Genomic DNA, 26,033 nt, shown 5'->3' with positions numbered 1-26,033 from the left:
GGGGTTAGGCTCTGGCGAATCCTGGGAGGCTCCATGTCACGACGGCTGATCGCGCTGGCTTCCGCCCTGGCGTCACTGAGCACCGCCGCCCACGCCCAGCCGACCCAGGCCCAGCTCGACCGTTTAGCCGCCACGCTGGACGTCCGCTACCAGGTCCTGGACAACCGCCCTGGTCCCGCCCTCTGCGCGCCGGCCCCGTCGTGCCATCTGGCCGAGCTGACCCTGGCCGCGCCCGAAGCCCCGGCCGCCGGCTGGTCGCTGTATTTCAGCAGCGTCACCCCGATCCTGCAGGCCGGCGGCGACGCCTTCGTTCTCAGCCACATCAACGGCGACCTCTACCGCCTGACGCCGACGGCGGCCTTCGTCGGCCTGGCGCCCGGACGGCCGATCCGCGTCCCCCTGAAGCTGGCGGGCCACCAGCTGTCCGAACTCTATCCGATGCCCAACCACTATGTGGCGGCCGAGGGCCTGGCGGCGCGCACGGTCGCCAGCACCCGGCCGGTGGTCGATCCCGAGACCGGGCTGGAGAGCCTGCCCTTCGTCACGCCGTTCACCGACGAAGCCCGGCTGGCCGGCGGTTCGGCCGCCGACACGACGGTGTGGGCCACCTCGCCGCGGATCTGGGCCGTCAACGCCGCCGCCGGGGCCGGCGTCCAGCCGGTCCCGCGCGCCGCCGTCCTGCCCACGCCGCTCCGCACCCGGCTGGATCCACGCGGCGGCGAGCTGGATCTGTCGCGCGGGGTGAAGGTGTCCGTCAGCGGCCTCCCGCGCGCCGCCCTGGCGGCCGCGCTGGCGCGTCTGGCCAAGGCCGGGGCGGCCGAGGCGTCGGGCGGCGCGCCGCTGCGGATCAGGCTGGCCCCCGCCGAGAAGCTGGCGCTCGGCGGCTATCGGCTGACGATCGAGGCCGGCGCCATCGAGCTCGTCGCCTCCGATCCCGAAGGCGCGGCCAACGGCCTGGCGTCGCTGGCCCAGTTGGTCGACGCTCGACGCACGGTCCCGCGCCTGACCATCGACGATGCTCCGCGCTTCGACTTTCGCGGCCTGCATGTCGATGTGGCCCGCAACTTCCACTCCAAGGCCGAGATCCTGGCCATCCTCGACCAGATGGCGGCCTACAAGCTGAATCGCCTGCACCTGCATCTGGCCGACGACGAGGGCTGGCGGGTCGAGATCGCCGGCCTGCCGGAGTTGACGCTGATCGGGTCGCGCCGCTGCCATGACCTGACCGAGCGAACCTGCCTGCTGCCGCAGCTGGGCGCCGGTCCGGACCCGTCGACACCGGTCAACGGCTTCTATTCCCGCGCCGACTACATCGAGATCGTCCGCGCCGCCCAGGCCCGCCACATCCAGGTGATCCCGTCCTTCGACATGCCCGGCCATTCGCGGGCGGCGATCAAGGCGATGGAGGCCCGCGCCGCCCGCCTGCGCGCCGAGGGGAAACCGGACGCCGAGGCCGGCCGCTATCTGCTGAGCGAGGCCGAGAACGCTTCGGTCTACAGCAGCATCCAGCACTACGACGACAACACCATCAATGTGTGCCTGGACAGCGCCTACGCCTTCCTCGGCAAGGTGGAGGACGAGATGGCCGTCCTGCACGCCGCCGCCGGCCAGCCGCTGACCCGCTACCACATCGGCGCCGACGAGACGCCCGGCGCCTGGAGCGCCTCGCCGGCCTGCGCCGCCTACGAGGCCAGGACCGGGATCAAGCCGGCCGACCTGGGCGGCCACTTCGTCGAGAAGGTCTCGGCCCTGCTGGCGGAAAGGGGCGTGGTCGTGGCCGGCTGGAGCGACGGCATGGGCCACGCCGAGGCCGACCGGATGCCCGCCAAGGTCCACTCCAACAACTGGGGCGCCCTGGCCGGCGAGGGGCCCGCCAGCGCCCATGTCCAGGCCAACCAGGGCTGGGAGGTGGTGATCTCCACGCCCGAGGTCCTCTATTTCGACAGCCCCCAGGCCGCCGACCCCAAGGAGCGCGGCTACGACTGGCCCTCGCGCGCCACCGACACCCGCAAGGTGTTCGACTTCATGCCCGAGAACCTGCCGGCCCACGCCGAGCTGTGGACCGACCTGCACGGCAGGCCTCAGGCCTCGAAGGACGACCATCCGCTGGAGCCGGGCGTGCGCTTCAACGGCCTGCAGGGCCAGCTGTGGAGCGAGACGATCCGCTCGGACGCCCAGGTCGACTATATGCTGTACCCGCGAATGCTGGCCCTGGCCGAACGGGCCTGGCATGGCGCGAACTGGGAGACGCCCTACACGCCGGGCAAGGCCTACGATCCCACGACCGGCGCCTTCACCGCCCAGATGCGGGCCCGGCGCGACGCCGACTGGACCGCCTTCGCCAACCTGCTGGGCCAGCGCGAACTGGGCCGGCTGGACGCCGCCGGCGTCGCCTATCGCATCCCCATGGCGGGGGCGGTGGTCGAGGACGGGCGGCTGAAGGCCAATGTCGAGCTCCCGGGCCTGCCGATCGAATATCGCGTCGAGGGCGGGCCCTGGCGGCCCTATGTCGAGGGCGCGCCCGTCGCGGGTCGGGTCGAGGTGCGGGCTCGCTCGGCCGACGGCAAGCGGGCGGGGCGCAGCCTCGTCGTTCCGTAGCCGGCGCGAATCCGGCGGCGAAGCATCGGGTCGAATCCGGACCTCGGACTATGACCTCGTCCACGATCGATCCCGGTTTTCCCTGAGACGGTCGGCGAGCCCCGCGCGCGGCTCCGCGGTCGTTGCGGCGCCGCAATGATGATCACGGCGCTGCACAAAAAGCATGGCGGGCGCCGTGCAATGGGGCAGCCGAAGCCCTGAAGCCCCCCGTTACGATCCTGTGACGGTCGCGGCTATTGCAGAAATTTCAGGTCTGACGAACTGTTCCAATTGCGGCAATCGTCGTGAGTTGAGTCTGTATTCGAGTCTCACAACAAGAACACGCGTACCCGGGAAACGTCACGGAGGAGAAACAAACGCGCGCATTAAGCGCCTCGAGGGGGTACATATGAATAATCGCTCGCGGAATCTCTTGCTTGCAGGAATTTCGACCGTCAGCTTGTTCTTGGCGTGTGGTTCGAATGCCTACGCCGCTGACGCGCCCGCCGTGGCGCCCGCTACACCGCCCGATGCGGCCGCGGAGCTCGACACGCTGATCGTGACGGCGCGCGGCAAGCCCCGCACGGTGCTGGACTCGGCGGTCCCGGTCGACTCGTTCAGCGAAGCCGATCTGAAGGCCTCGACCTTCACCGACACCAACGACATCCTCAAGACCCTGGTCCCGTCCTACACCCTGGCCCGCGAGCCGATCTCGGACGGCGCGACCTTCATCCGCCCCGCCTCGTTGCGCGGCCTGCCCACCGATAAGACCCTGTTCATGGTCAACGGCAAGCGGCGTCACCGCTCGGCCCTGGTCAGCATCGGCGGCACCGGCGCCCAGGCGCCCGACGCGGCGACGATCCCGGCCTCGGCCCTGAAGAACGTCGTGGTCACCCGCGATGGCGCCGGCGCCCAATACGGCTCGGACGCCATCGCCGGCGTCATCGACTTCCAGCTCAAGGACAGCCCCAGCGGCGGCTCGCTGACCGCCCAATACGGCCAGTACTATCTGGGCGACGGCGAGGACGTGCTGGTCACCGGCAACCTGGGCCTGCCGATCGGCGACAAGGGCTTCGTCAACGGCACCTTCGAATACACCAGCCAGAACCAGGTCAATCGCGGCAAGCAGTACTGCAACAAGGGCATTCCCAACCAGTCGGCTGGCTTCTGCGTCGCCGACTACGCCGCGGCCAATCCGGCCTACGGCGCCCTGATCCACGACTATGTCCAGAAGTGGGGCCAGCCCGACGCCGAGGCGACACGCGGCGTCCTGAACACCGGCTACGAATTCTCCGAAGCCGTGTCGGTCTACGCCTTCGCCAACTATTCCAAGAGCAGCGCCACCGAGTACTTCAACTATCGCCCGCCGGTCAGCAACGCGGTCAACGCCACGCCGATCCGCAAGTCCGACGGCAGCCTGTTCCAGTTCAGCTCGATCTTCCCGGCCGGCTTCACGCCGATGTTCGGGGGCGACATCACCGACTACAGCCTGGCCGGCGGCCTGAAGGGAAAGTTCTCCAACGGCCTGACCTATGACATCAGCGGCCGCTACGGGAACGACAAGCTGTCCTACACCCTGTGGGACACGGTGAACCCGTCGATGGGGCCGGACTCGCCGCAGTCGTTCTATGTCGGCTCGCTGATCTCGACGGAATCGGCCGCCAACGCCGACTTCGCCTATGACTGGGCCGTGGGCGGCTTCGCCACCCCGGTGACGGTCAACTTCGGCGCCGAGTACCGCAAGGAAGGCTACGAGATCGAGGCCGGTGACGTGCCGTCCTACAAGGCGGGGACCTGGGCCGTGCCCGATCCGTTCGGTTTCTGCAGCGCCGTCACCCATACGCCGACCGCCGCCGGCGCGGCCCTGCCGATCACGGCCGGCCTGAACTGCGCCAACTACAAGTCCGACGCCACGGACGGCTTCGCCGGCATCGATCCGGTCTACAACGCCCTGGCCGTCGGCTCGAACGGCGCCCCCGGCTCGCCGCCCGACTATTCGGGCAAGCTGACCCGCGACTCCTACGCCGGCTACGTCGAAACCTCGGCCAACATCACCGAGGCCTGGTTCCTCGACCTGGCCCTGCGCGGCGAGCACTTCTCCGACTTCGGCGGCACGGTGAACGGCAAGATCGCGACCCAGTACCAGGTCAGCGACGCGTTCGGGATCCGGGGTTCGATCGGCACCGGCTTCCGGGCGCCGACCCCGGGCCAGCTGTTCACGACCAACGTCTCGACCCGGGTCGAGAACGGCGCGATCATCGCCTCGGGCCTGTTCCCGGCCACCAACCCGGTGGCCCAGTACATGGGCGCCAAGGAGCTGAAGCCCGAAAAGTCGCTGAACATCGCCCTGGGCTTCACCGCCACGCCGATGAGCGGCCTGAGCCTGACGGTCGACGCCTATGAGATCCAGATCGACGACCAGTTCTACGCGACCACGCCGATCACGGTGACGCCGACCATCCGCGCGGCCCTGGTCGCCGCCAACGTGCCCGGCGCGGCCACCATCGGCCAGGTGCAGTTCTACCAGAACGCGTTCGACTCCACGACGTGGGGCGTCGACGTGGTGGCGACCTACAAGGTCGACTGGGAAAACGGCCAGTCGACCGCGTTCACCGCCAGCGGCAACGTGAACAAGTTCGTCATCGACAAGGTGTTCTCCAACCAGTTCTTCGACGGCGAAGGCGTCTACGACTTCAAGCACGCCGCGCCGGCCTGGCGCGCGGTCCTGTCGGCCAACCACGAGGTCGGCAAGTTCCAGGCCATCGGCCGCCTGAACATCTGGGGGCCGTACAAGAACATGTTCAGCGTCGGCAATCCGGTGATCCAGAAGTTCGACACCGAGGCGTTCGTCGATCTGGAGCTGTCCTACCACGCGACCGACACCTACACCGTCTCGCTGGGGGCCCGGAACCTGTTCGCCAACTACCCGGCGCCCGACCTGACCGGCGAGTCGGCCACCAACGGCCGGATCTACCGTTCGGACTCGATCGTCGATTGGCAGGGGGGCTTCTGGTACCTCAAGGCCTCGGCCGCCTTCTAGGAACACCGCCGATCATCAGCGGAAAGCCGGGCCTCGCGCCCGGCTTTCTTGCGTTGCGGCGGCGCGCTGAAATTTCACTTCGCCCGCTGTTCGCACAGGCGAGACGGCAGGCGCCCAGCCCTGCGGCATACAGGGGTTTTACTCGCGATCGCACGGGTTTCGCATTGCTCGAGAAGGGCGCAAGTTTCGAGATGAGCAGGCTGACGGGCCGGCTCACCGGCGACTGTCGACAGCGGAAAGTCGGGGTTCGTATGAGTGATCGATCGATGGCGGCGCCGTCCCTGAACGGGGCGGGCGAGGTGCTGACGCGGCGGCGGTTTTTCGAAGGCCTCGCGGCGTTTGGCGGGGTGTCCCTGGCCATGGCCGGCATGGACGCCCTGGGCTTCGGTTTCGCCTCGGCCCAGACCGCGCCGCCCAAGCTGGAAGGCGATCCCAAGGGGACCAAGGTCGTGGTGCTGGGCGCGGGTCTGGCCGGCATGACCGCCGCCTACGAGCTGACCAAGGCCGGCTACCAGGTGCAGATCATCGAGGCGCGGTCGTTCGCCGGCGGCCGCTGCCAGACGGCCCGCAAGGGCTTCCAGCACACCGACCTGAACGGCAACGCCCAGACCTGCGAGTTCGACGAGGGGCTCTACATCAACCACGGCCCGTGGCGGATCCCGTATCACCACCGTTCGACCCTGCACTACACCAAGCTGTTCGGGGTGCCGCTGGAGAGCTTCGTCAACGACAACGACGCGGCCTATGTCTATTTCGAGAAGGGCGGCGGCCCACTGGCCGGCAGGCCGATCCGCAAGGGCCAGATCGCCGCCGACGCCCGCGGCTACGCCGCCGAGATGATCGCCAAGGCCGCCTCCAAGGGCCAGCTCGACGCGCCGCTGACGGCCGAGGACCGCGACCTGTTCGTGGCCTACATGATCGCCGAGGGGCGCCTGTCGCCGACGGATCTGGCCTATACCGGCACCGAAGGGCGGGGCTTCGACGTCCATCCCGGCGCGGGGGTGGAGCCGGGCCCCGGCAAGCCCTCGACGCCCTACAGCCTGTCGGACGTGCTGCATTCGAACGCCTGGCGGGTGCTCAGTTCGGTGTCCGGCTACGAGCAGCAGCGCACGATGCTGCAGCCGATCGGCGGCATGGACCAGATCGCCAAGGGCTTCGAAAAGCGCGTCGGCTCGATGATCCGCTACTCGTGCGTGGTCGAGAAGATCAAGCAGGGCGCCAAGGGCGTGACCGTCACCTACACCGACAAGTTCGGCGAGCGGGACACCATCACCGCAGACTACTGCGTCTGCACCATCCCGCTCAGCGTGCTGAAGAATGTCGACGCCGACTTCTCCAAGCCGTTCAAGGCGGCGATGTCGGGCGTGGCCTATGCGCCGGTCAACAAGATCGGCCTGCAGATGAAGACCCGGTTCTGGGAAGAGAACCACCACATCTACGGCGGCCACATCTACAACGACATGCCGGGCATCGGCACGATCACCCTGCCGTCCACCGGCTGGCAGGGCCAGAAGGGCGTGCTGCTGGGCTACTACGCGTTCGGCGGCGAGGCGGCCAAGATCAGCGCCAAGAGCCCGGCCGACCGCGCGGCGTTCGCCGTGGCCGCCGGCCAGAAGGTGTTCCCCGAATACGCCGAGAACTTCGAGAACGCCTTCTCGTTCAGCTGGCACCTGGCGCAGTTCAATCTGGGCGGCTGGGCCGAGTGGGGCGAGGAGGGGCGCAAGGCCTCCTATCCGGTGCTGTGCGAGCCCGACGGCCGCGTCTACCTGGCCGGCGAGCACCTGACCTATCTGGGCGGCTGGCAGGCCGGCGCCATCGAGTCGGCCTGGCAGCAGATCGGCAAGCTGCACGCCCGCGTGCTCCAGGCGTGAAGTCGCGCTATGCCTGGCTCAAGGTTCCTCGGGGAGTTTCCATGAATCGTTCGCTCGCGTTCCTCTGCGGCCTGTTGGCCGCTTCCGCCGCCGCGTCGACGGCTTTGGCCGCCACGCCGCAGGCGCTGTTCAACGACAACTGCTCGGCTTGCCATCAGACGACGGGCAAGGGCGTCAAGGGCGCGTTCCCGGCCCTGGCCGGCGATCCCTTCGTCCAGGGCGATCCGGCCCCGATGATGGCGACCGTGCTGGCGGGCCGGGCCGGCATGCCGGCGTTCAAGGACGACCTCAACGACGCCGACCTGTCGGCGATCCTGACCTATGTCCGCACCTCCTGGGGCAACAAGGGCAAGCCGGTGACGGCCGCCGACCTCGCCGCCGCCCGCGCCAAGCTCAAGACGGCCAAGAAGCCGGCCAGCCTGCAGGCGCACTAGTTCGCCGGTTCGCAACAACGACCACTCAAGGAGACGACCATGAAGCGCCTGATCCTCGCCGCCGCCATCGCCCTCGCTGCGGCCGGCGCCGCCAACGCCCAGGAGATCGTCCGGGGCGGCGCGCCGACCTCGCCGATCGCCAGCGTGGTCACCGTGCCGGCCGGCTACGACACCATCTATGTCAGCGGCATGACCCCGCCGATGCTCGACCCCAAGGGCGACCCGGCCCTGACCGCCACCTTCGGCGACACCAAGACCCAGACGATGGGCGTGCTGACCCGCATCCAGGAGGCGCTGAAGACCCAGGGCGCGACCATGGGCGACGTCGTGATGATGCGCGTCCTGCTGGTCGGCGACCCGGCCAAGGGCGGCAAGATGGACTTCGCGGGCATGATGGAGAGCTACAAGACCTTCTTCGGCACCGCCGAACAGCCCAACAAGCCCTCGCGGATCACCAGCCAGATCACCTCGCTGGTCCAGCCGGGCATGCTGGTCGAGATCGAGGTCCAGGCGGCGCGGAAGCCGAAGTAGGCCTCCGCCCCCTATGGGGGCGGACAGGCGACGCAGTCGCCAGGTGGGGGCAGGCGGCGAACCGCACCGCGGGCGAACACTTGCCCCCTCCGCGCCTTCGGCGCTCCTCTCCCGGAGGGGAAGAAGGCGACGTTTCGCCACGCGCGAAACTGCCCTCTGTTAATCCTCCCTAACTGGCTGTTAACCATGACGGGCGATGGTGCGAGTCACCGTCAGTTCCCCGCGTGCGCGCGTACCTGTTAGAGGCCATCCGATGAGCGGAGCCGAAGTCCTGGATGTCGGCCGCGACGCGATCTGGCTGACCCTGCAGCTTTGCGCGCCGATCCTGATCGTCGGCCTGGTGGTCGGCGTGGCCATCGGCCTGTTCCAGGCCTTGACCCAGATCCAGGAAGCCACCCTGGTCTACGCGCCCAAGATCGTGGCGATCTTCATCTCGCTGCTGCTGTTCCTGCCGCTGATGGGGGCGCTGATGTCCGGCTTCATGAAAGAGATCGCCGCCAAGATCGCGGGAATGTAGGGGCAGGGGGCTTGGACAGCTACGCCACCGTCCTGCAGGTCTACACCGGCGGTCTGGTCTTCGCCCGCATCGGCGCGATGGTCATGCTGATGCCCGGCATCGGCGAGAGCGTCGTGCCGCCGCGCATCCGGCTGTCGTTCGCCGTGCTGATGGCCATGCTGCTGGCGCCCCTGGTCTCCAAGTCGATCGTCACGGTGCCCAGCAGCGTCGGCGCCGTCGGCGGGGCGGTGCTGCACGAGGTGCTGGTTGGACTGATGATCGGCGCGGTGCTGAAGCTGTTCGTCACCTCGCTGGCCACGGCCGGCGAGATCATCTCGATCCAGACCACCCTGTCCTTCGCCCAGACCACCAACCCGGCCGGCGCGCCTAGCAGCACGTCGGTGGCCACCTTTCTGTCGATGCTGGGCCTGACCCTGATCATGGTCACCGACCTGCATCACCTGTTCATCGGGGCGATGGTCAAGTCGTACGACCTGTTCCCGTTCAGCCGCGCCGTGCCGGTGGGCGACGCCGCCGCCCTGGCCGTGCGCACCGTGGCCGACTCGTTCAAGCTGGGCCTGCAGCTGTCGGCGCCGGTGCTGGTGTTCTCGATCGTCTTCAACCTGGCGACCGGCCTGGTCGGCCGGGTGATGCCGTCGTTCCAGATCTTCTTCGTCACCTCGCCGCTCAGCGTGATCCTGGGCCTCTCCCTGCTGGGCCTCTCGCTCGGCGGCATCGCCATGGTGTGGACCGATCGCTATCGGGAACTCCTGGCCGTGTTCAACTAGGGGGACGCCATGGCCGACGAGCAGGACGACGCGTCAAAAACAGAAGAGCCAACAGCCAAGAAGCTGTCGGACGCGCGCGCCAAGGGCGACGTCCCGAAATCCGCCGACATCTCGCAGCTGGCCTCGCTTTCGGGCGCGTTCGGCGTCGTGGTCATCGCCGGCGGCTGGCTGACCCGCGACCTGGTCAATTCCCTGACCCCGTTCCTGGCCCACGCCGGCACGATGGACGTCGAGGGCGGCATCCGGGCCATCGCCAAGACCGCGGTCATGGCCGCCCTGCCGGCGGTTATCCTGGTGATGGTGGTGTCGGGCCTGCTGGGCGCGGCGGCCAATGTGGCCCAGTCGGGCTTCATCCTCTCGGCCGACAAGATCAAGCCCGACCTGCAGAAGCTGGACATCATCAAGGGGTTGAAGCGGATCTTCGGTCCCGACGGCTTCGTGCAGTTCGCCAAGTCGGCCCTGAAGTTCATCGTCACCGGCATCATCGCCTGGTTCGTGATCAAGCCGGACGCGGCTCAGATCACCACCCTGGTGGGCATGGACGTGGGGGCGATCATCCCGATGTCGCTGAAGCTGTGCATGAAGCTGTTCTGGATGGTGCTGATCTTCCTGATCGCCACCGCCGGCTTCGACTGGTTCTGGCAGCGCATCCGCTTCAACAAGCGCATGCGGATGAGCCTGCAGGACGTCAAGGACGAGATGAAGCAGTCCGAGGGCGACCCGCACATCAAGGGCAAGCAGAAGCAGCTGCGCATGCAGCGCTCGCGCCAGCGGATGATGCAGGCCGTGCCCAAGGCGACCGTCGTCGTCATGAACCCGACCCACTACGCCGTGGCGCTGAAGTACGAGCAGGGCGAGACCGCCGCGCCGATCTGCGTGGCCAAGGGCGTCGACGACCTGGCCTTGAAGATCCGCGCCGTGGCCGAGGAGCACGGCGTCTACGTGCTGGAGGACCCGCCCCTGGCCCGCGCCCTCTACGCCGCCATGGACGTCGACGAGCAGATCCCGGCCGAGCACTTCGAGGCCGTGGCCAAGGTCATCGGCTTCGTGATGAGCAACAAGCAGGCCAAGAAGCGCAGCTGGGCGGACTGAGGGCCGCTCACGCCACGTAGCGGGCGATGACCATGCCGAGCACGGTGACCACCAGCAGGCCGCCGGCGATGCGCTGGCTGCGGGCGGGGTTGGCGCGGTCCAGGATCTGGACGACCAGGGCGGTCACGGCGGCGATGACCGCGACCATCAGCACCTGCTCCTGCCGGCCGAGGTTTCCGCCGTGCAGGATCGCGGCCAGGGGAACGCCGGTGAGGATGGCGACCCCCGCCGCGCCAAACTGCGGGCGGCGCAGGGCGTCGATCCCGCTTCCGCCCGTTCGGGCCAGCACGAAGGTCGAGCCCGCCCAGAAGATGGCGGACAGCACGTGGAGCGACAGCAGCAGCATCAGGCCGATGTTCATGGCGATATCCTTTCGCGGACCGCCGTTCTGGCGGCGGCGATATTCATAGACATCGAATCATTCGACGTCTATCTATCGAATCATGAATCCCCAGGATCGACCTTCGGGCCCGCCTTCCGCCCCGCCGATCGGCTTCGTCCTGTCCCAGGTCTCCAAGGCCGTGGCCCGGGCGTTCGACGAGGCGATGACGCAGGCCGGCGGTTCCCTGTCGACCTGGCTGGTGCTGCGGTCGCTGATGCCGGGCGGCCATCAGCCCCAGTCGGACTTGGCCCAGGCCGTCGGCGTCCAGGGGCCGACCCTGACGCATCACCTCAACGGCCTGGAAGCGCAGGGCCTGATCACCCGCACCCGCGACAAGGCCGACCGCCGGGCTCATCAGGTGGCTCTGACTCCCGAGGGCCGGGCGCGGTTCCTCCGGCTGCGACAGACGGCCGAGCGGTTCGACGCCCGCCTGCGCGGCGACCTGTCCGGCGATGAGGTGGATCTGCTGCGCGGCCTGCTGGATCGGCTGCGCGTCAACGTCGCGGACTAGGTCGCGGCACCACAATCTCGTCACGGAATCAGGAATCGATCACGGATCGCGCTCCGAGAGCGGGTTAAGGGTATTCTATCCCGCGAATCGATGGGCTGGATGCCCGCAAGGCTGCAGAAGGATTTCGGTCGACCATGACCGAGACGCCCATGAAAGACTTTGGCGCGACAGACTCCGCCGGCGCCGTCAAGCGCCGTCCGGACCTGCTGATCTGGGGCGCGGCCATCTTCCTGGTCCTGGCCGCCGCCTTCGCCGCCGCGCCCGCCCTGCGGGCCGGACCCGCCACCCTGGCGGGCCTGTTGCTGCTGGGCGGCGTCGCCGGCGTGGCGATCCTGGGCCTGGTGGCCATCCGCGCCTCGACCGGGGTCAATGATCCCGAGCCGGAGGGCGTCGAGGCCTTCGTCGATGCCCTGTCCGAACCCGCCGCCCTGACCGCCGCCGACGGCCGGCTGCTGGCCGCCAACGCCGCCTGGGTCGAGACCGTGGGCGACGCCCGCCGCCTGCCCAAGGGCGCGGCCGGGGCCGGCCTGTTCGCCGCCCTGGTCAAGGCCCGCGACGGCCAGCGCGCCGAAGGCTCGTTGATCATCGCCGGCCAGGAGCGCCGCGCCGAGGCCGCTCGCCTGCGCGGCGGCCGTCTGCTGGTCCGCCTGCCGGTGGTGATCGAGAAGGAAGTCGCGGTCGCCGCCGCCGCGCCGGCCCCCGCCGTCGCCCAAAGCGTCCCGGCCCCGCGCACCCTGGACGCCTTCTCCGGCGCCTCGCCGTTCGGCGCGGCCCTGCTGGACGGCCTGGACCCGTTCAACTCCCGCATCCTCGAGGCCAATCCGGCCCTGGCCGCCATGACCGGCGCGGTGCCGTCCGGCACGATCTTCGGTTCCCTGATCGACCCGCCTTCGCGCGCCGAGGCCGACACCCGGCTGGCCGAGGGCAAGAGCGGTCCGTTCGAGGTGCGCCTGGCCCGCGACCCGACCCGCATCGCCCACCTCTACCTCTATCGCGCCGACGGGCGCCTCGTGGCCTATCTGATCGACGTCTCCGAGCAGAAGCAGATGGAGCTGCAGCTGGCCCAGGCCCAGAAGATGCAGGCCATCGGCCAGCTGGCCGGCGGCGTGGCCCACGACTTCAACAACCTGCTGACCGCCATCCAGCTGCGCCTGGACGAGCTGCTGCACCGCCACCCGGTGGGCGACCCGTCCTACGAAGGCCTCAACGAGATCCGCCAGACGGGCGTGCGCGCCGCCGACCTGGTGCGCAAGCTGCTGGCCTTCAGCCGCAAGCAGACCGTGCAGCGCGAGGTGCTGGAGCTGGGCGAGCTGATCTCGGAATTCGAGGTCCTGCTGCGTCGTCTGCTGCGTGAAGACGTCAAGCTGATCACCGACTACGGCCGCGACCTGCCGCAGGTGCGGGCCGACAAGAGCCAGCTCGAGACCGCCGTCATGAACCTGGCCGTCAACGCCCGCGACGCGGTGCGGGCGGCCAAGGGCGGCGGCGTCGTGCGCATCCGCACCGCCCGCCTCACGCAGGACGAGGCCCAGAGCCTGGGCTTCCCCGGCGCCGAGGGCGACCAGGCCTTCATCGAGGTCAGCGACGACGGCCCCGGCATCCCGCCCGAGGTGATGGGCAAGATCTTCGACCCGTTCTTCACCACCAAGCCGGTGGGCGAGGGCACGGGCCTGGGCCTGGCCACCGTCTACGGCATCGTCAAGCAGTCCGACGGCTGGATCCACGTCCACAGCCGTCCGGGCGAGGGCGCGGCCTTCCGCATCTTCCTGCCGGTCTTCGAGGCCACCCCCGCCCAGCAGGCCGCCGCCGCGGCCGCCCTGACGGTCGCCGAAACCGCCAAGCCGCGCCCGCCGCGCGACCTGTCGGGCGCCGGCCGCATCCTGTTCGTCGAGGACGAGGACGCCGTGCGCGGCGTCGCCGCCCGTCTGCTCCGCGCCCGGGGCTACGAGGTGCTGGAGGCCAGCGACGGCGAGGAGGCCCTGATCATCGCCGAGGAACACGCCGGCACGATCGACCTGCTGATCAGCGACGTGATCATGCCCGGCATCGACGGCCCGACCCTGCTGAAGAAGGCCCGCGCCTATCTGGGCAACGCCCCGGTGATGTTCATCAGCGGCTACGCAGAGGCCGAGTTCAGCGACCTGCTGGAAGGCGAGACCGGCGTGACTTTCCTGCCCAAGCCGATCGACATCAAGACCCTGGCCGAGCGGGTCAAACAGCAGCTGCAGGCGGCCTAGCTGCCGTGAAACGGGTGCGGTCGGGTGACCGGACCTGCGGTTTCTGTCGGCCGCGCGCCGCCTGAGGCAAGGTCTCCCGGGATTCATGGCGCCGCTCGGGGGACGCTTGCAGCTTCATACGATGATCTCCCTCGGCTTGGCCGTGGGGACCGCCAGCCTCGCCATCGGGTACGGCGACCAAACGGCGCGAAGGTTCGGTGCGGCGTTCCTGGCGAACTGGCTGGTTTCGCTGGCGGTCGACAACGCCAGCGCCGTGAACACCGGCCTGGGGGTCTTCTGCGCGGACGCCGCCACACTGGTCTATTTTGTCTGGGCCTCGCTGCGGGCTCGCCAAGTGTGGACCCTTGTCGCCACCGCCTTCATGACGATGATCGTGGCCTCGCATGTGGCCACGGCGATCGACTTGCGGGTGACGATCAACACCTTCCGGCTGAGCATGGCGCTCTGGAGCTACGGGATCATGGTCTGCGTCGGCTTCGGGACATGGCGCGCTTGGCGGGCGCGGCGGCGGACTCCGGTTCAGGCCGCGCCCTAGCGCGGATCACCCCCGCTGCAGCAGCACCGTCGGCGCGTCGCGGTAGGTGGTGCGCGCCACCTCCAGGAAGCCGATCTTGTGGGCCAGCTTCAGGGACGGGGCGTTGTCGGGGTCGATGATGCAGACGATGGGCGCGTCGCCCCATTGGTCGCGCGCCCAGGCCAGGGCCGCGACGATCGCCTCGCTGGCGAAGCCCTGGCCGTGCGCCCAGCTGGCCAAGGCCCAGCCCATCTCGGGCACGCCGTCGATCGAAGGTTCGATGCCGCGATGGAAGTCGGCGAAGCCGATCTCGCCGACATAGCGGCCGCTGGCGGTCTCGCGCGCCGCCCAGTAGCCGTAGCCCAGCACCGCCCACAGTCCCCGGGCGCGCAGCAGCCGCTGCCAGCTTTCCTCGGGCGTCGAGGTGCGGCCGCCGATGTGGCGGGTGACCAGCGGGTCGCTCCACATCGCGGCGCTGTCCTCGAAGTCGGACGCCCGCGGCGGGCTCAAGGTCAGGCGGGCGGTGGTCAGGATGGGCGGAATCATCGAAGTCCTGTTCGGGTCTGGGCGGTCAGCCTATACGGGCTTGCCGTGTTCGCCAGGGCCGCCCGCCGCTAGGACTTGATCTAGTGACGACTCCGCAAGACGCCATCGCCGCCCGCCGCAAGCTGACCAACAAGCTGATCGCCGGCAAGGACGCCCGCCGCCTGGCCCCGTTCTTCGCGCCGGACATCAAGGTGATCGTCGGCGACGGTTCGCTGATCCTGGGCGCGCGCGACGTGCTTGAGGCCTTCGCGAGCCAGTTCGCCGACCCGGCCTTCGTCGCCTATGTCCGCACGACCGAGCGCATCGAACTGGACGCCGCCGGCGGCCGGGCCGCCGAGCACGGGACCTGGGTGGGCGCGACGCGCGGCGCGGCCGACACCCGCGGGACCTATCTGGCGACCTGGCGCAAGGTCACCGGCCAGTGGGTGATCGAGAACGAGCTGTTCGTGACGCTCAGCTGAGTGATCGGCGGCTGAGCCGCCGGCCGCACGAAACGTGCGCTCCGCCGCAAGATGACGGGAAATTAATACCGGCGCCGTTGCCGCGACGGGAAAGCGCCTCTACGCCTTTGCGTCAAACATTCGAGGGAAGGGGACCCCACCTTGCAAAACCGCCGTCAGATGCTGCTGTCCACCGTCGCCGTCGGCCTGGCCGCCGCGACCCCGGGCCTGGCCCTCGCCGACACGGCGCCGGCCTCGGGCGAGAGCGCCAAGCTCAACGCCCTGTTCGACGCCATCATGGCCAAGCAACTGCGCCAGTCGCCCGAGACGGCCACCGGCCTGGGCCTGGACGTCGGCGAGCTGGCCTGGACTAAGGCCCAGCTGACCGACCGCTCGTTCGCCGCCATCGACGCCGGGATCGCCCAGACCAAGCAGCAGCTCGCCGACCTGCGCGCCATCGACCGCAAGGCGCTGAGCGGCATGGACGTGGTCAACTACGACACCGTCGAGTTCACCCTGGCGGTGCAGGACGAGGGCAACACGAAGTTCAGCTACGCCGGCGGCGGTTCGGGCGCGCCCTATGTGCTCAGCCAGCTGACGGGCTCGTACCAGTCCTATCCCGACTTCCTCGACACCCAGCATTCGATCGAGACCAAGGCCGACGCCGACGCCTATCTGTCGCGCATGGAGGCCTTCGCCCGGCTGATGGACCAGGAGTCGGCGATCGCCGCGCGCGACTACGCCGACGGCGTGATCCCGCCGGACTTCGTCATCGACAAGGCCCTGGTCCAGATGAAGTCCTTCGCCGACACCCCGACGGCCCAGGCGCCGCTGGTGCTGTCGGTGGTCCGCCGGACCAAGGAGAAGAACATTCCCGGCGACTGGGCCGGCGAGGCGGGCAGGATCTACGAGAACTCGGTGCTGCCCGCCCTGAAGCGCCAGATCGCGCTGCTGGAGGGCGTCCGTCCGAAGGCCACCCACGACGCCGGCGTCTGGCGCCTGAAGGACGGCGGCGACTACTACGCCGTGTCGCTGAAGAACTACACGACCTCGACCATGACGCCGGATGAGATCCACCAGCTGGGCCTGGACCTGGTGAAGTCGATCTCGGCCGAGATCGACGCCCTGTTCAAGAGCCGCGGGATCACCAAGGGCACGGCCGGCGAGAAGATGCGCGCCCTGGCCACCGATCCCAGCCAGGTCTACGCCGACACCGACGCGGCCAAGGAACAGCTGATCGCCGACCTGAACACCAAGGCCAAGTGGATCGAAAAGCAGCTTCCGGCCTATTTCGGCCAGTTGCCCAAGGCTCCGCTGGAGATCCGCCGCGTGCCCAAGGCCATCGAGGTCGGCGCGCCGGGCGGCTACTACAATTCGCCCTCGCTGGATGGAAAGCGCCCGGGCATCTACTGGATCAACCTGCGCAACACGGCCGAGCAGCCGAAGTTCCTGCTCACCACCCTGACCGTCCACGAGGGCGTCCCGGGCCACCACCTGCAGCTGTCGCTGTCCAACGAGGCGCAAGGCTTGCCGCTGCTGCGCAAGACGATCGGCAATTCGGGCTATTCCGAGGGCTGGGCGCTCTACACCGAACAGCTGGCCGTCGAGATGGGCATCTACAAGGACGACCCGTTCGGCCACATCGGCATGCTGCACGACGCCCTGTTCCGCGCCGTCCGCCTCGTGGTCGACAGCGGCATGCACTACAAGAAATGGAGCCGCGAGCAGGCCGTGAAGTACATGGCCGAGACGATGGGCGACGAGGAAAGCGGCACGATCACCGAGATCGAGCGCTACGTCGTCTGGCCGGGCCAGGCCTGCAGCTACATGGTCGGCAAGATCACCTGGCTGCGCGCCCGCGAGCGGGCCAAGAAGGCGCTGGGCAAGAAGTTCGACATCCGCAAGTTCCACGACGCCGGCCTGCTGGCGGGCATGACCCCGCTGACGGTGCTGGATCGGGTGGTGGACAACTACATCGCCCAGACCAAGGCGGGGAAGTAGGACCGGATATCTTCCCTCCCCCTTGTGGGGAGGGGGGACCAGCGAAGCTGGTGGATGGGGTCCGCTGAGTCATCAAACCCTACCCGTCGGCTTCGCCGCCACCCTCCCCACAAGGGGGAGGAAAGGACTCTAATCTACGCCCACCCCTCCGAGACCCCGACCCGGCGAGGCGCCGGCGTCACGGAGCCGATCTTCAGCGCCGGCTGCGGCTGGTCGGTCGGCTTGCCGAACAGCCAGCCCTGGGCGAAGTCGACGCCGGACCTGCGGACCACGTCCTCGACCTCGGCGGTCTCGACCATCTCGGCGACGGTGCGGATCTTCAGGTCGCGGCACAGCTCGACCAGCCGGCGGACCATGGCCCCGTCGCGGCCGCTTCCCGCCAGTTCGCGCACGTAGCGGCCGTCGATCTTGACGATGTCCAGGTTCAGTTCCTGCAGATAGGCGAACGACGAGGCCCCGGCCCCGAAGTCGTCCAGGCAGACCAGCGAGCCCAGGGCCCGCAGGGCCTGGATGTGCTGGTTGGCGCGCGGCAGGTCGTCGATGGCGCTGGTCTCGGTGATCTCGAAGATCAGCCGCCCCTTGGCGACGTCGGTCCTGGCCAGCAGGCGGTCGATATGGTCGACGAAGCCCTCGTTGACGATGGTGCGGCCCGAGACATTGATCGCCAGCTTGATCGCGCCGGTCCGATCGGCGGCCAGCCGCTTGACCGCCATCTCGGCGATGGCGTGGTCCAGCTCCTCGATCAGGTCGAACTCCTCGGCCATGCGGATCAGCTGGAACGGGCTGCCGCCGTCCTCGAAGCGCACCAGGGCCTCGTGGTGGTGGGCCAGGCCGCTCTTCAGGTCGACCACCGGCTGGTAGGCGAGCGTGAAGCGCCGTTGGCTGACCGCCGCGCCCAGGGCGCCGGCCCGCGACAGGGTGCGCTTGACCGACCGGTTCATAGCCTCGGACAGGTTGAGGGGCGCGGTGTCCCCCAGGCCTTCGCGCAGGAAATCGTCGAGGGCGTAGCGCAAGGCCTTGAGGCTGCGTGTCGGGACGACGCCGCCGTCGATCGGCGCCACGTGGGCGTTGGCCAGCACGGCGGTGGAGCGGGTCAGGCGCTGGGCCATGTCGTCGGGGTGGTCGACCTTGGCGCGGACCAGGGCGAAGCGGTCGGGCGACAGGCGGGTGGCCATGCCGCCGCCGTGAGACTCGGCCCGCACGGCTCCGGCCAGCTTGAGGTCCAGGGCGTGGGCCTCGGGCTTGGACAACTGCTGGCGCACCGAGTCCAGGCCCTGGAACTCGACCATGGCCAGCTCCAGCTCCAGGCCGGTGACGCGCGCGGCCTCGAAAAGGCCCCGGGCGATGTCCTCGAAGCCCGCCCGGCTGCGCAGGCCTTCGGCGTCCACCTGGCCGGAAGGGGCGGGGGCGGGCGTGACCGAGACCGAGATCCGGCCGCCGTTGTCGGGCAGGGCGCGCATGGTCAGGCTCACGTGGCGCGGCGCGCCGCCCGCCATGCGGACGGTGACCGGTCCGCGCCTCTGGCCGTCGTCCATCACGCTGGTCGCGGCGTCGATCAGGGGGCGGTCGGTGGTGGTGAACAGGTCGCGCCAGGCGCGGCCCGTCAGGGTTCGCTCGTCCTGCCCCATGATCCGCTGCGCGGCGCCCAGCGCCAGCGTCACCCGGCCGTTCTCGACTTCCAGAAGAAGGTCGGCGCTGGCGAAGGCCAGGCCCAGAAGGCGGCGCGGATCGATCGACAAGACGGAAGGTCCCCCGGAGAGGGGGCAGGATGACGGAGCGTCGTTAAGGCCGGGTTGAGCTCCAGCGCTCCTCGTCGCCTTCAGGGTGGAGAAATTGTCGCATGGGCCGCGTTTCATGCGACCGGTTCTGACGTATCCGGTCTCTAGAGTAAGAACATGTTGCGAACATAGAACAAACCATGTACGCATTAATCATTCCACAGGCGGGTGGGCGCGGCGGTCGCGAACCTCCGATCCGGCTGTTGGAATCATGAAATAAGGGCGGACCTCTCCAATGAGCAATCAGGCGGCTTTGAAACTCGTGGGCAAAGAAGACGGCGACAAGCAACGGGCTCTGGAAGCCGCGCTGGCCCAGATCGACCGCGCGTTCGGCAAGGGCTCGGTGATGAAGCTGGGCGAAAAGGGCAAGGTCGAGATCGAGTCGATCTCCACCGGCTCGCTCGGCCTGGACATCGCGCTCGGCATCGGCGGCCTGCCCAAGGGGCGGGTGATCGAGATCTACGGTCCGGAAAGCTCGGGCAAGACGACCCTGGCCCTGCACGTGGTGGCCGAATGCCAGAAGGCCGGCGGCACCGCCGCGTTCGTCGACGCCGAGCACGCCCTGGATCCGGGCTACGCCTTCAAGCTGGGCGTCAATCTCGACAACCTTCTGGTCTCGCAGCCCGACAACGGCGAACAGGCCCTGGAGATCACCGACACCCTGGTGCGCTCGGGCGCCGTCGACATCGTGGTCATCGACTCCGTCGCGGCCCTGACCCCCAAGGCCGAAATCGAAGGCGAGATGGGCGACAGCCTGCCGGGCCTGCAAGCGCGTCTGATGAGCCAGGCCCTGCGCAAGCTGACCGCCTCGATCAACAAGGCCAACACCATCGTCATCTTCATCAACCAGATCCGTCACAAGATCGGGGTGATGTACGGCAGCCCGGAAACCACCACCGGCGGCAACGCCCTGAAGTTCTACGCCTCGGTCCGCCTCGACATCCGCCGCACCGGTTCGATCAAGAACCGCGACGAGATCGTCGGCAACAACGTCCGGGTCAAGGTGGTCAAGAACAAGGTGGCCCCGCCGTTCCGCGAGGTCGAGTTCGACATCATGTACGGCGAGGGCATCTCCAAGCTGGGCGAGATCATCGACCTGGGCGTCAAGGCCGGGATCATCGACAAGGCCGGCTCCTGGTTCTCGTACAACAGCCAACGCATCGGCCAGGGCCGCGATAACGTCCGCGAGTTCCTCAAGGCCAATAAGGACCTGGCCGCCGAGATCGAGATCGCCGTGCGCCAGTCTTCCCGGAAGATCGAGGAAGAACTGCTGGTCGGCGGTCCCGAAGACGACGGCGAAGAATAGGACTTCCCCGGTCCAGGCCGCCTTCGGGCGCCTGGACCGGTCGAAGGTTTCGCGGCCGCCGCCCGCAGCGGGCGACCCCCGCCTTATAGCCCGCCGCGCACACCGCCCGGTCGGCCGCGATCCCCGGACGCCTGGACCCCATGCCAGGCGTCCGATTTCGTTAGTCCTCCCCTCCTCCCCCTCAGGGGGAGGTGGCGCGCCGGACAAGGTCCGGGGGCGACGGGGGGGTCTGCTGAGCTGACCGCCAATCCGCATCCTCGGGGGAGGTCGCCCAAAGGTTCCGGGGGGCACGCCGCCGGCCGCTGTCAAAGGACCCTCCCCCTGTGGGGGAGGCGATCGCGTAGCGATCGGTGGGGGGAGATTTGGGACGGGTGGATCCGGGCCAGGGCCGCCCGCCTATCATTCCCCTCCGCCGGCGCCGCCGACACCGCCCCCACGGGGAAGGTCCTTGATGAGACATGCGACAAGCTTCCGCGCCTCCCGACCGCCAACGCGATTTCCACATCGCTTGAAACCGCGCTATGCAGCGCCAACTTCCGGGTCCACCGGATTCAGTACGAACGCCCGAGACGCCTATGCCCAGCCTGAACGAGATCCGCAGCACCTTCCTGAACTATTTCGGCGCGGCCGATCACGCCATCGTCCCTTCGGCGCCGCTGGTGCCGCAGAACGATCCGACCCTGCTGTTCGTCAACGCCGGCATGGTGCCGTTCAAGAACGTGTTCACGGGCGCCGAGACCCCGCCGCATCCGCGCGCGACCTCGTCGCAGAAGTGCGTCCGGGCCGGTGGCAAGCACAACGACCTGGACAATGTCGGCTACACGGCCCGCCACCACACGTTCTTCGAGATGCTGGGCAACTTCTCGTTCGGCGACTATTTCAAGGAACAGGCGATCCACCACGCCTGGACCCTGCTGACCCGCGACTTCGCCCTGCCCAAGGACAAGCTGCTGGTCACCGTCTACCACACCGACGACGAGGCGGCCGATCTCTGGAAGAAGATCGCCGGCCTCGGCGACGACCGCATCATCCGCATCCCGACCAACGACAATTTCTGGTCGATGGGCGACACCGGTCCCTGCGGTCCGTGCTCGGAGATCTTCTTCGACCACGGCCCCCACATCCCCGGCGGCCCTCCCGGCAGCCCCGACGAGGACGGCGACCGGTTCATCGAGATCTGGAACCTGGTCTTCATGCAGTTCGAGCAGATGGCCGGCGGCGAGCGCGTCTCGCTGCCCAAGCCGTCGATCGACACCGGCATGGGCCTGGAGCGCGTCGCCGCCGTCCTGCAGGGCGTGCACGACAACTACGACATCGACCTGTTCAAGGCGCTGATCGCCGCCAGCGTCGAGCTGACCGGCGTCAAGGCCGAGGGCGCCCAGGCGCCGTCGCACCGGGTGATCGCCGACCACCTGCGCTCGTCCTCGTTCCTGCTGGCCGACGGCGTCACCCCGTCGAACGAAGGCCGCGGCTACGTCCTGCGCCGGATCATGCGTCGGGCCATGCGCCACGCCTATCTGTTGGGCGCCAACGAGCCCCTGATGCACCGCCTGGCCCCGACCCTGGTGGCCGAGATGGGCCAGGCCTATCCCGAGCTGCGCCGCGCCGAGGCCTCGATCGTCGAGACCCTGCGCCAGGAGGAAGAGCGCTTCCGCGTCACCCTGGGCCGCGGCATGGGCCTGCTCGATGAAGCCACCGCCAACCTGACGGCCGGCGGCGTGCTGGACGGCGAGACCGCGTTCAAGCTGTACGACACCTACGGCTTCCCGCTGGACCTGACCCAGGACGCCGTGCGCGCCAAGGGCATCACGGTCGACACCGACGGCTTCGACGTGGCCATGGACCGCCAGCGCACCATGGCGCGCGCCAACTGGGCCGGCTCGGGCCAGCAGGGCGCGGCCGCCGCCTGGTTCCCGATCCGCGAGGCCAACGGCCCGACCAATTTCGTCGGCTATGACAACACCGAGACCACCGGAACCGTGAAGGCCATCGTTCTGGACGGCGCTCAAGTCCAGTCGGCCGACAAGGGCGCGAGCGTCGACGTCCTGCTGGACCGCACCAGCTTCTACGCCGAGAGCGGCGGCCAGGCCGGCGACACCGGCGTGATCGAGGCCAATGGCGTCGAAAGCCGCGTGAGCGACACCCAGAAGCAGGCCGGGGACCTCTATGTGCACCGCGTCGAATTGGCCGGCCCGCTGAAGGTCGGCGACCAGGTCGTGGCCTCGGTCAACGCCGACAAGCGCACCACCACCCGCGCCAACCACTCGGCCGCCCACCTGGTGCACGCCGCCCTGCACCATGTGCTGGGCCCGCACGTCGCCCAGAAGGGCCAGATGGTCGACGGCGACCGCATGCGCTTCGACTTCAGCCACGGCGGCCCGCTGACCGCCGACGAGATCGAGCGCATCGAGGCCGAAGTGAACGCCGTGATCCGCCAGAACGTCCCGGCCGAGACCAAGGAGATGGCCCCGCAGGAGGCCATCGAGGCCGGCGCCGTGGCGCTGTTCGGCGAGAAGTACGGCGACAGCGTCCGGGTGCTGACGCTGGGCGAGTCGCTGACAGAGACCGGTAAAGCCTACTCCGTCGAGCTGTGCGGCGGCACCCACGTGGCCCGCACCGGCGACATCGCCCTGTTCAAGATCGTCTCGGAGCAAGGCGTGGCGGCCGGCGTTCGCCGCATCGAGGCCCTGACCGGCGAGGCGGCCCGCCGCTTCCTGCTGGACCAGGCCGGCGTCGCCAAGGCCCTGGCCGACCAGTTCAAGACCCCGGTCGCCGAGGTCCTGGCCCGCGTCGACGCCCTGGTCGCCGAGCGCAAGGCCCTGGAAAAGCAGCTGGCCGAGGCCAAGAAGCAGCTGGCCCTGGGCGGCGGCTCGGGCGGCGGCGCGGCGGGTCCTGAAGACGTCGACGGCGTGGCCCTGATCGCCCGCGTCCTGGACGGCGTCGGCGGCAAGGAGCTGCGCGGCGTGGCCGAGGAATTCAAGAAGCAGCTGGCCTCGGGCGTCGTGGCCCTGGTCGGGACCACCGACGGCAAGGCCGCCGTCACCGTGGCCGTGACCGCCGACCTGGTCGGCAAGTTCAGCGCCGCCGACCTGGCCAAGGCCGCGGTCCTGGCCATGGGCGGCCAAGGCGCGGGCGGCAAGGCCGACTTCGCCCAGGGCGGCGCCCCGGACGCCTCCAAGGCCCAGGACGGCCTGGACGCCATCAAGGCCGCGCTCGCGGGCTGATCGCACTTCAATCCCTCTCCCCTTGCGGGAGAGGGTGGCCCCACGACGTGGGGTCGGGTGAGGGGGCTCTCAGATCTTTCCGGAGAGGGCTTTCGACCCCTCATCCGACCTGCTTCGCAGGCCACCTTTTCCCGCAAGGGGAGAAGGATCCAGGTGCGCCTAAAGTCTCGGTCCGGCCTAGCCTTCCACGCTCGTCCGTGCCGCTGAGCGATAGGCCCGAGGGGTGGTTCCGACCTCGTCCCGGAAGGCGCGGTTGAACGGACCGAGGGAGGCGAAGCCGCAGGCGAAGGCGATCTCCAGGATCGACCGCCGCTCGTCCGGGTGGGCGAGCATCCGCTTGGCCCGCGCGATCCGGTGGTGGTTGATCCAGCGGTTGAAGTTCGGGAAGCCGAGCGCCGTGCCGATGCACTGGGAGATCCGGTGCTCGGGCTCGCCCAGCCGCGCGGCGACATCGCCGATCTTGAGCTCGGGCCGACTGTCGAGGGCCTCGTCGATCAACAACCGTCGAAGGCGTTCGGCCAGCCGCGCGTCGTCCTCGGTCGGCGCGCGGCGCGGCGCCGTGGTGGTCCGCGTCGCCAGCGGATGGCCCCGTCGAAACCGCACCGCGGCCAAGAGGGCCGCGAGCCCCATGACGGCGCAGGCGCTCTTGGCCAGGTCGTCCCGCATGGCCTCGTCGGGTCCTTCGCCGACGGCGCGCAGCCCCATGACCGAGACCGCCACCAAGACGGCGTAGATCGCGACGAAGGCGAACCGGAACCGCTTCTCGGCGTCCGGCAGATCGCGCGTATAGCGATGGAAGGGTTCGACGAAGGTCAGCAGCAGCGCGGTCGAGCCGCTCAGGGCATAGGTGTTGTCGGCGACACGCCAGATCAGGCCCCCCGCCGGGGCAAGGACCGAAAGGGCCCCGCTCAGCGCCACGACCAGACCGACGACGCGAGCCCATCGCGCATCGCGCTCGGCCGGATCGAACAGGGCCCGGGTCGCCAGCCAGGCCCAGCCGCAGGCTCCGACGCCGATGACCGAGAAGGCCGTCGAGGCGCCGCCATCAACGAGCCGCCCGAGGATGTAGCAGACGAACGACGCCGTCGCGATCGCCGCATGAACCTGCAGCCGCCCGCGCGGCCGGAGGCCTTTCCCCATGGCCGCGATCGAAGTGCCGGATGTCGCCGCCGATGGCATACGTTCCTCCCCCTCGAAATTGCCCCTCGGCGCCCGGCCTTGTCCACCGGCGCGCGCGTCCTCGACAAAATATCTCTAGCCGAATTCCAAATCGGCGAGACCCCGCGCCCGCGTCGCCGCCATCCCTGCCATCGGCCTCAGCCTGGAGGTCGCGTCAGGAGGCGCCATGTCGATCCCATCCTCGCCACCGTTCCCGCGAAGCGCCGGGGCGACCGCCCTGCGTTGGGCGGGCGTCCTTTGGTTCGCCGTCGCCGCCATCGGCCAGGCCGCCTTCATCGGCTTCATCCTCGCCTTCTATGGGGTGCGCACCGCGACCGGAAACTTCGCCGGCTGGAACGACAAGCCCCTGATCGACGGCTACATAAAAGGCGACGACGCGGGCAACATCGTCTTCGCGGCCCACGTCCTGCTGGCGTCGGTCGTGACGCTGGGCGGTCTGATGCAGATGATCCCCGGGCTGCGCCGCAAATGGCCCAGGCTGCATCGCTGGACCGGTCGGACCTTTCTCGTCGTCGCCATTTTCATGGCGCTGAGCGGTGTCTGGCTGGCGGTCGTCAGGGGAACCTATCTTTCGGTGATCTCGGCCGTCGCGATCCTGATCAACAGCCTTCTCATCCTGATCTTCGCCGGCCTGGCCTGGCGGCACGCGATCAAGCGGCGGTTCGAACAGCACCGGCGCTGGGCCCTGCGCACCTTCATGGTGGTCAGCGGGGTCTGGTTCCTGCGGGTGGGTCTGATGGGCTGGATCGTCGTCAATCGGGGGCCGGTGGGCATGACGAAGGACATGTCGGGACCGGCCGACATCGTCATGACCTTCGGCAGCTACCTGATCCCGCTGGCCTTCCTGGAGCTATACGGCGCGGCCGAGAGGAGCGCCGACGGCGTCCGCAAGGCCCTGACGGCGGCCTTGATCGCGGTCGCTTCCGTCTTCACGGCGGCCGGCGTCTTCGGAACGATCGCCTTCATGTGGGCCCCTTATGTCTGAGGATCGTCGGCGGTTACCATGGCGGCCGTACCGACCGGGTGGCAGATCGTGGCGGCCAACGCCTTGGCCGCCTGGACGGTTCGGCTCGCCGCCGAACCGTC

At 69.0% G+C, this 26,033-nt stretch carries 20 protein-coding genes; 16 read left to right on the top strand and 4 right to left on the bottom strand.

Translation table 11 applies throughout. The annotated features are described in order from the left end of the window. The first annotated feature begins 33 nt into the window (after nt 1-33). The 8 genes from ASD38_RS08755 to flhB all read left to right on the top strand — a co-directional run bounded on the left by ASD38_RS08755 (nt 34) and on the right by flhB (nt 10,829). On the top strand, nt 34-2,598 hold the full coding sequence (locus tag ASD38_RS08755) for a family 20 glycosylhydrolase (RefSeq protein WP_056459337.1): 2,565 nt from the start codon (nt 34-36) through the stop codon (nt 2,596-2,598). Nucleotides 2,599-2,986: 388 nt separating this feature from the next. Next, nucleotides 2,987-5,617 carry a TonB-dependent receptor plug domain-containing protein gene (locus ASD38_RS08750; RefSeq protein WP_056459336.1) on the top strand — a complete coding sequence of 877 codons (2,631 nt, stop codon included), beginning with the start codon at nt 2,987-2,989 and terminating at the stop codon, nt 5,615-5,617. A 266-nt stretch (nt 5,618-5,883) separates the two neighbouring features. Further along, complete coding sequence (locus tag ASD38_RS08745) at nt 5,884-7,488, top strand: flavin monoamine oxidase family protein (RefSeq protein WP_056441860.1); 1,605 nt, start codon at nt 5,884-5,886, stop codon at nt 7,486-7,488. A gap of 41 nt (nt 7,489-7,529) precedes the next feature. Continuing rightward, nucleotides 7,530-7,922: a c-type cytochrome gene (locus ASD38_RS08740; RefSeq protein WP_056441858.1), complete on the top strand. Its 393-nt coding sequence runs from the start codon at nt 7,530-7,532 to the stop codon at nt 7,920-7,922. A gap of 39 nt (nt 7,923-7,961) precedes the next feature. After that, a complete protein-coding gene (locus ASD38_RS08735) occupies nt 7,962-8,453 on the top strand; it encodes a RidA family protein (protein ID WP_056459335.1) in 492 nt (163 codons plus the stop codon). A 253-nt stretch (nt 8,454-8,706) separates the two neighbouring features. Next, nucleotides 8,707-8,970 carry a flagellar biosynthesis protein FliQ gene (fliQ, locus tag ASD38_RS08730; protein ID WP_019847901.1) on the top strand — a complete coding sequence of 88 codons (264 nt, stop codon included), beginning with the start codon at nt 8,707-8,709 and terminating at the stop codon, nt 8,968-8,970. Nucleotides 8,971-8,981: 11 nt separating this feature from the next. After that, a complete protein-coding gene (gene fliR / locus ASD38_RS08725) occupies nt 8,982-9,737 on the top strand; it encodes a flagellar biosynthetic protein FliR (RefSeq protein ID WP_056441852.1) in 756 nt (251 codons plus the stop codon). Between the two features lie 9 nt (nt 9,738-9,746). After that, nucleotides 9,747-10,829: a flagellar biosynthesis protein FlhB gene (gene flhB, locus ASD38_RS08720; RefSeq protein WP_056459334.1), complete on the top strand. Its 1,083-nt coding sequence runs from the start codon at nt 9,747-9,749 to the stop codon at nt 10,827-10,829. A gap of 7 nt (nt 10,830-10,836) precedes the next feature. Here the strand turns inward: flhB and ASD38_RS08715 are convergent, their stop codons facing one another. Then, nucleotides 10,837-11,190 (bottom strand): hypothetical protein, encoded by a 354-nt coding sequence (locus ASD38_RS08715; RefSeq protein WP_056459333.1) that lies wholly within the window; start codon nt 11,188-11,190, stop codon nt 10,837-10,839. A gap of 82 nt (nt 11,191-11,272) precedes the next feature. Here ASD38_RS08715 and ASD38_RS08710 point away from each other — a divergent pair, with 82 nt between their 5' ends. The 3 genes from ASD38_RS08710 to ASD38_RS08700 all read left to right on the top strand — a co-directional run bounded on the left by ASD38_RS08710 (nt 11,273) and on the right by ASD38_RS08700 (nt 14,494). Beyond that, nucleotides 11,273-11,722, top strand: a complete 450-nt coding sequence (locus ASD38_RS08710; RefSeq protein WP_056459332.1) for a MarR family winged helix-turn-helix transcriptional regulator — start codon at nt 11,273-11,275, stop codon at nt 11,720-11,722. 149 nt (nt 11,723-11,871) lie between these two features. Further along, the gene (gene cckA, locus ASD38_RS08705) at nt 11,872-13,959 is read left to right on the top strand and encodes a cell cycle histidine kinase CckA (RefSeq protein WP_056442431.1); all 2,088 of its coding nucleotides are present in this window, start codon (nt 11,872-11,874) and stop codon (nt 13,957-13,959) included. Between the two features lie 121 nt (nt 13,960-14,080). After that, nucleotides 14,081-14,494, top strand: a complete 414-nt coding sequence (locus ASD38_RS08700; protein WP_235523801.1) for a hypothetical protein — start codon at nt 14,081-14,083, stop codon at nt 14,492-14,494. Between the two features lie 6 nt (nt 14,495-14,500). Here ASD38_RS08700 and ASD38_RS08695 read toward each other — a convergent pair whose 3' ends face one another. Beyond that, entirely contained in the window at nt 14,501-15,019 is a 519-nt protein-coding gene (locus tag ASD38_RS08695) for a GNAT family N-acetyltransferase (RefSeq protein ID WP_056459326.1), read from the bottom strand. A gap of 83 nt (nt 15,020-15,102) precedes the next feature. Between ASD38_RS08695 and ASD38_RS08690 the strand changes: the two genes are divergently transcribed. Next, nucleotides 15,103-15,480 (top strand): YybH family protein, encoded by a 378-nt coding sequence (locus tag ASD38_RS08690; RefSeq protein WP_056459324.1) that lies wholly within the window; start codon nt 15,103-15,105, stop codon nt 15,478-15,480. A gap of 141 nt (nt 15,481-15,621) precedes the next feature. Next, nucleotides 15,622-17,460, top strand: a complete 1,839-nt coding sequence (locus ASD38_RS08685; protein ID WP_056441832.1) for a DUF885 domain-containing protein — start codon at nt 15,622-15,624, stop codon at nt 17,458-17,460. 134 nt (nt 17,461-17,594) lie between these two features. Here ASD38_RS08685 and ASD38_RS08680 read toward each other — a convergent pair whose 3' ends face one another. Next, the gene (locus ASD38_RS08680; RefSeq protein WP_056441829.1) at nt 17,595-19,199 is read right to left on the bottom strand and encodes a sensor domain-containing phosphodiesterase; all 1,605 of its coding nucleotides are present in this window, start codon (nt 19,197-19,199) and stop codon (nt 17,595-17,597) included. 274 nt (nt 19,200-19,473) lie between these two features. Between ASD38_RS08680 and recA the strand changes: the two genes are divergently transcribed. Next, the gene (recA, locus tag ASD38_RS08675) at nt 19,474-20,544 is read left to right on the top strand and encodes a recombinase RecA (RefSeq protein ID WP_056441825.1); all 1,071 of its coding nucleotides are present in this window, start codon (nt 19,474-19,476) and stop codon (nt 20,542-20,544) included. Between the two features lie 575 nt (nt 20,545-21,119). After that, entirely contained in the window at nt 21,120-23,768 is a 2,649-nt protein-coding gene (gene alaS / locus ASD38_RS08670; RefSeq protein ID WP_056441823.1) for an alanine--tRNA ligase, read from the top strand. 177 nt (nt 23,769-23,945) lie between these two features. On the opposite strand, the gene ASD38_RS08665 is transcribed toward alaS, so the two are convergent. Next, the gene (locus ASD38_RS08665; RefSeq protein WP_056441820.1) at nt 23,946-24,908 is read right to left on the bottom strand and encodes a helix-turn-helix domain-containing protein; all 963 of its coding nucleotides are present in this window, start codon (nt 24,906-24,908) and stop codon (nt 23,946-23,948) included. Nucleotides 24,909-25,113: 205 nt separating this feature from the next. Between ASD38_RS08665 and ASD38_RS08660 the strand changes: the two genes are divergently transcribed. Beyond that, the gene (locus ASD38_RS08660) at nt 25,114-25,932 is read left to right on the top strand and encodes a DUF2306 domain-containing protein (RefSeq protein WP_056459320.1); all 819 of its coding nucleotides are present in this window, start codon (nt 25,114-25,116) and stop codon (nt 25,930-25,932) included. Nucleotides 25,933-26,033 lie beyond the last annotated feature (101 nt).

The sequence above is a fragment of the Caulobacter sp. Root487D2Y genome (genome assembly GCF_001427165.1).
Taxonomy (GTDB): Bacteria; Pseudomonadota; Alphaproteobacteria; order Caulobacterales; family Caulobacteraceae; genus Caulobacter.
This window is presented reverse-complemented; position numbering and strand designations above follow the sequence as displayed.